Origin of the sequence: Calidithermus chliarophilus DSM 9957 (assembly GCF_000430045.1) — a bacterium.
GTDB classification, from domain to species: Bacteria; Deinococcota; Deinococci; order Deinococcales; family Thermaceae; genus Calidithermus; species Calidithermus chliarophilus.
In genome coordinates this window covers 2,806,811-2,811,738 of record NZ_KE387023.1, presented here as the reverse complement: position 1 = coordinate 2,811,738, position 4,928 = coordinate 2,806,811, and the positions used below count along the sequence as shown (strand labels likewise).

At 69.1% G+C, this 4,928-nt stretch carries 4 protein-coding genes; 2 read left to right on the top strand and 2 right to left on the bottom strand.

Annotated features, from left to right (window positions below; genetic code table 11):
* The first annotated feature begins 227 nt into the window (after window positions 1-227).
* The gene (asnS, locus tag MEICH_RS0113545; protein ID WP_027893086.1) at window positions 228-1,553 is read left to right on the top strand and encodes an asparagine--tRNA ligase; all 1,326 of its coding nucleotides are present in this window, start codon (window positions 228-230) and stop codon (window positions 1,551-1,553) included.
* Window positions 1,554-1,564: 11 nt separating this feature from the next.
* Here asnS and MEICH_RS0113540 read toward each other — a convergent pair whose 3' ends face one another.
* Entirely contained in the window at window positions 1,565-2,134 is a 570-nt protein-coding gene (locus tag MEICH_RS0113540; RefSeq protein ID WP_027893085.1) for a glycerol-3-phosphate acyltransferase, read from the bottom strand.
* An 89-nt stretch (window positions 2,135-2,223) separates the two neighbouring features.
* Between MEICH_RS0113540 and paaZ the strand changes: the two genes are divergently transcribed.
* The gene (gene paaZ, locus MEICH_RS0113535) at window positions 2,224-4,275 is read left to right on the top strand and encodes a phenylacetic acid degradation bifunctional protein PaaZ (protein WP_027893084.1); all 2,052 of its coding nucleotides are present in this window, start codon (window positions 2,224-2,226) and stop codon (window positions 4,273-4,275) included.
* Window positions 4,276-4,431: 156 nt separating this feature from the next.
* On the opposite strand, the gene MEICH_RS25040 is transcribed toward paaZ, so the two are convergent.
* A partial coding sequence (locus MEICH_RS25040; protein WP_036218561.1) for a hypothetical protein occupies window positions 4,432-4,928 on the bottom strand: 497 nt, incomplete at its 5' end.

Below are 4,928 nucleotides of genomic sequence, written 5' to 3'. Positions count from 1 at the left end.
ACGTCCAGCCAGCGCTTGTGGGCGGGAACGCGCAGCCAGGCGAGGAACAGGGGCGCGACCCTGCGGCTCCACCGGCCCACGTACCGCTCGTAGGGGTCGCCCTGCTCCCAGGTGTCCGGCGTAAGGTGAGGCATGGGTTGTTCCTCCTTCCGACCATGATAGGCCGACCCGGCCCCCCCGGGGCCCAGGCCGTGCACGGCCGCCGCGGGGCCGGGTAGAATCCCCTGGTGCAACGAGCCTTTATCGAAGAGATCAGCAAGCACGAAGGACAGGAAGTGCTCATCCGCGGCTGGGTCACGGGCCGCCGCAGCAAGGGCAAGATCCACTTCCTCACCCTGCGCGACGGCACCGGTTTCATCCAGGCCACCGTGTTCAAGGGCGAACTCCCCGACGAGCAGTTCGAGCAGGCCGACCACCTCCCCCAGGAGGCGGCCCTCGAGGTGACGGGGCTGGTGCGGGCCGACCCCCGCGCGCCGGGCGGCTACGAGCTGGGCGTGAAGGGCCTCAAGGTCATCAGCCTGCCCAGCGGGGAGTACCCCATCACGCCCAAGGAGCACGGCGTGGACTTCCTGATGGACCACCGCCACCTGCACATGCGCCACCGCCGGGCCTGGGCGGTGCTGCGGGTGCGCGACGAGCTCGAGCGCGCCATCCACGACTTCTTCCACGCGCGGGGCTTCGTGCGCCTGGACTCCCCCATCCTCACCCCCAACGCCGTCGAGGGCACCACCGACCTCTTCGAGGTCGACCTCTTCGACGGGGAGAAGGCCTACCTCTCGCAGTCGGGGCAGCTCTACGCCGAGGCCGGGGCCATGGCCTTCGGCAAGGTCTACACCTTCGGCCCCACCTTCCGCGCCGAGCGCTCCAAGACCCGCCGCCACCTGCTGGAGTTCTGGATGATCGAGCCCGAGGTGGCCTTCATGACCCACGAGGAGAACATGCAGCTCCAGGAGGACCTGGTGGCCTACCTGGTGGGGCGGGTGCTGGAGGAGAAGAAGCTCGAGCTGCAGATGCTCGAGCGCGACACCACCGTGCTGGAGACCACCGCGCAGGGCAATTACCCCCGCATCCACTACACCAAGGCGGTGGAGATGGTGAACCAGATCGCCCAGGAGCAGCCCGAGCAGGGGCTCGTCCCCATGCAGTGGGGCGACGACTTCGGCGCCCCCCACGAGGCCGCCCTCACCAGCCGCTTCGACCGGCCCATCTTCGTCGAGAAGTACCCGGCGGCAGTGAAGGCCTTCTACATGCAGCCCGACGACGAGGACCCCCGGCTGGTCAAGAACGCCGACATGCTGGCTCCCGAGGGCGTGGGCGAGATCATCGGCGGCAGCCAGCGCATCCACGACCCCGAGCTATTGCTGCGGAAGATCCGGGAGCACGGCCTGCCCGAGGGGGTCTTCGACTGGTACATGGACCTGCGCCTCTTCGGCACGGTGCCCCACTCGGGCTTCGGGATCGGGCTCGAGCGCACCGTGCGCTGGATCTGCGGCATCGAGCACATCCGCGAGGCCATTCCCTTCCCCCGGATGTACACCCGCATGCGGCCCTAGCGGCCGGGGGCTCAGTGCCCCCACCACCGCCCCGTCAGCACCAGCACCCCGCGCACCGCCAGCGGGAGCAGCGCGAACAGGGCCAGGGCGAAACCGCCCTCGCCCCAGGTCACGGCCAGGAGGTACACGAAGCCGAAGATCGCCCCCAAGGGCAGCCAGCCGATCTGGGGCAACAGGCGCTCGTTGGTGAGCTTGTGCAGGGCCCCGACGGCCAGGGCCAGGGCCGTGCCGATGAGCACCGGGCCGGGCAGGAGCGCGAGCACGTAGCCGAAGGCAGGGGCCAGGCCACCCCCGCCGCGAAAGCCGAAGAACACCGGCCAGATGTGCCCCGTGGTCAGGGCCGCGCCCATCCAGGGGCGAAGCTCCGGGCTCACCGAGTGGGCGAGCCAGGCGACCAGGGCCCCGCGGCCGATGTCGGCCAGGGCGACGGCGGTGCCCCAGGCCGGCCCGAACTGGCGGAAGACGCCGGAGGCCCCGGCGATGTCGAGCTGGCGGATGTCGAGCCGCCTGAGCCGCCCGGCGAGGATGGCGAGGTTGAGGGAGCCGACGAGGTAGGCGACGGTGAGCAGAAGCCAATCCATGCTGCTTCCAGACTACAGGAGCGGGGGTTTTCCCGCCGGGGGCCTTGCTATACTAGCTAACGAGCGTTTGTTAGACCTCAGGAGGACGGATGAAGCTGAGCAGTTACGCGGTAGGGGGCTGGTATCAGGCCAGCGAGGACGGAACCCTGGTTAACGACGCCGCTTACGGGCAGCCCGTGGCCCTGGTGAGCAGCGCGGGGCTGGACTTCGGGGCGATGGTACGCTACGCCCGCGAGGTGGGCGGGCCCAACCTGCGCCGCTACACCTTCCACGAGCGGGCCGCGATGCTGCGGGCCCTGGCGCAGTACCTCATGGAGCGCAAGGAGAGCTTCTACGAGCTCTCCTTCAAGACCGGCGCCACCCGCCGCGACGGCTGGGTGGACATCGAGGGCGGGATCGGGACCTTCTTCTCCTACTCCAGCCTCGCCCGCCGCGAGCTGCCCAACGAGAAGTTCCTGGTCGAGGACGACGTGCAGCAGATCTCCAAGGCCGGGACCTTCCTGGGGCGGCACATCCTGGTGCCCCGCGAGGGCGTGGCGGTGCACATCAACGCCTTCAACTTCCCCGTGTGGGGGATGCTCGAGAAGCTGGCCCCCGGCCTGATCGCCGGGGTGCCCGCCATCGTCAAGCCCGCCACCCAGACCGCCTACCTCACCGAAGCCGTTTTCCGGGCCATGATCGAGTCGGGGATCTTGCCCGAGGGGGCCATCCAGCTCATCTGCGGCGGCACCGGCGACCTGCTGGACCACCTCAGCGAGCAGGACCTCGTGACCTTCACCGGCTCGGCCTCCACCGGGCGCAAGCTCAAGACCCACCCCAACCTGGTGGCCCACTCGGTGCCCTTCAACCTCGAGGCCGACAGCCTCAACTGCTCGGTCCTGGGGGCGAGCGTGGAGCCCGGCGACCCCGAGTTCGACCTCTTCGTGCGCGAGGTCGCCAACGAGATGACCGTCAAGGCCGGCCAGAAGTGCACCGCCATCCGGCGCGCGATCGTGCCCGCCGACAAGGTGGAGGCGGTGATCGAGGCGCTCAGGCAGCGGCTCGCCAAGACCACCATCGGCGACCCCAGCCGCGAGGACGTGCGGATGGGCCCGCTGGTGAGCACCGGGCAGCGCGAGGAGGTCAAGGAGCGCGTGGGCGAGCTGCGCCGTAGCTGCGAGGTGGTGCTCGAGGCCCCCCTCGAGCTCCTGGGCGGCGACCCCGAGAAGGGCGGCTTCCTCAGCCCGCGGCTGTTGTACTGCGACCGCCCGCTCGAGGCCGCCGAGCCCCACGACGTCGAGGCCTTCGGGCCCGTAGCCACCCTCCTCCCCTACCGCGACCTCGACGAGGCCATCCAGCTCGCCAAGATGGGCCGCGGCAGCCTCGCCGGCTCCATCGTCACCCACGACCGCGACGAGGCCCGCACGCTCTTCTTCGGCTGCGCCAGCTCGCACGGGCGCCTCCTGATCCTCAACCGCGAGAACGCCAAGGAGAACACCGGCCACGGCTCCCCCCTGCCCCAGCTCATCCACGGCGGGCCGGGGCGGGCCGGGGCGGGCGAGGAGATGGGCGGGGTGCGCGGCATCAAGCACTTCATGCAGCGCAGCGCCGTCCAGGCCGACCCCACCACCCTGAGCTTCATCTCCCGCGAGTACGTGCGCGGCGCCGAGACCAAGAGCGACGGCGTGCACCCCTTCCGCAAGTACTTCGAGGACCTCCAGGTCGGCGAGAGCTTCCTCACCCACCGCCGCACCGTCACCGAGGCCGACATCGTCAACTTCGCCAACGTCAGCGGCGACTACTTCTACGCCCACGTGGACGAGCTCGGGGCCAAGGACTCCATCTTCGGCAAGCGCGTGGCCCACGGCTACTTCCTGATTTCGGCGGCGGCGGGCCTCTTCGTGAGCCCGGCCCCGGGGCCGGTGCTGGCGAACTACGGGCTCGAGAAGCTGCGCTTCATCGAGCCGGTGGGCATCGGCGACACCATCCAGGCCCGCCTGACGGTGAAGAACAAGACCAAGAAAGACCCCAAGCCCGGCGAGCGCCTGACGGGGGTGGTGACCTGGGCGGTGGAGATCACCAACCAGGAGGGCAAGACCGTGGCACTGTACGACATCCTGACCCTGGTGGAGCGCCGGGGCGAGGCCCAGGCGCAGGCCTGAAAGCCCTGTCCTGGCAGAAGTCTGGGGTTATACGGGGTTCAAAAAGATAGCCATCCTTGCACCAAGACTCAGGCAGCTATCTTTTCGAATCCCAGAGCACTCCCTTCGGTCGGGTTAGTTCGCCGCCATCCGGCGCCGAACTAACCGAATCTGGTATTACTCCGAGACGATCCAGTGGAAGTGGGTGGTGTGTCCCCCCAGGGGCCGGATTACGTCGCGTGCCTGCCGGCCGTCGTTGAGGGTCACGTTCCTGATGGCCTCCCAGAAGGCGTTGCCGTTGGCCTGCTGGTACGTGACGTAGACGGTGAGGATGCGTGAGCCGTAGGTGGCGTCGTTGAGGTGACCGATGATGGTCTGGGCGGTCGCGGCGTCCCGCGCGTTGTAGCCGTTGAACCAGCCGTCGGCATCGTTGCCGTCGTTATGCGTCTGGTGGGGCGGGAACGGGCCCCCGTTCATGTTGCTGAAGTCGCCCCAGGTAAGACCGGCGAAGTGCTCGATCACGGTCCTGACGCTGGGTTTGACCCAGTCATCGCCCCCCACCCCCTCGTCACGGCCACCGTAGCGGTTGGCGCCGGTGTAGCGCACCAGTTTCTGCACCGCCCCGAACTCCTCGGTGGCCTCCTCGCCGTTCTGGGACTTGGCCCGCGCGCGCA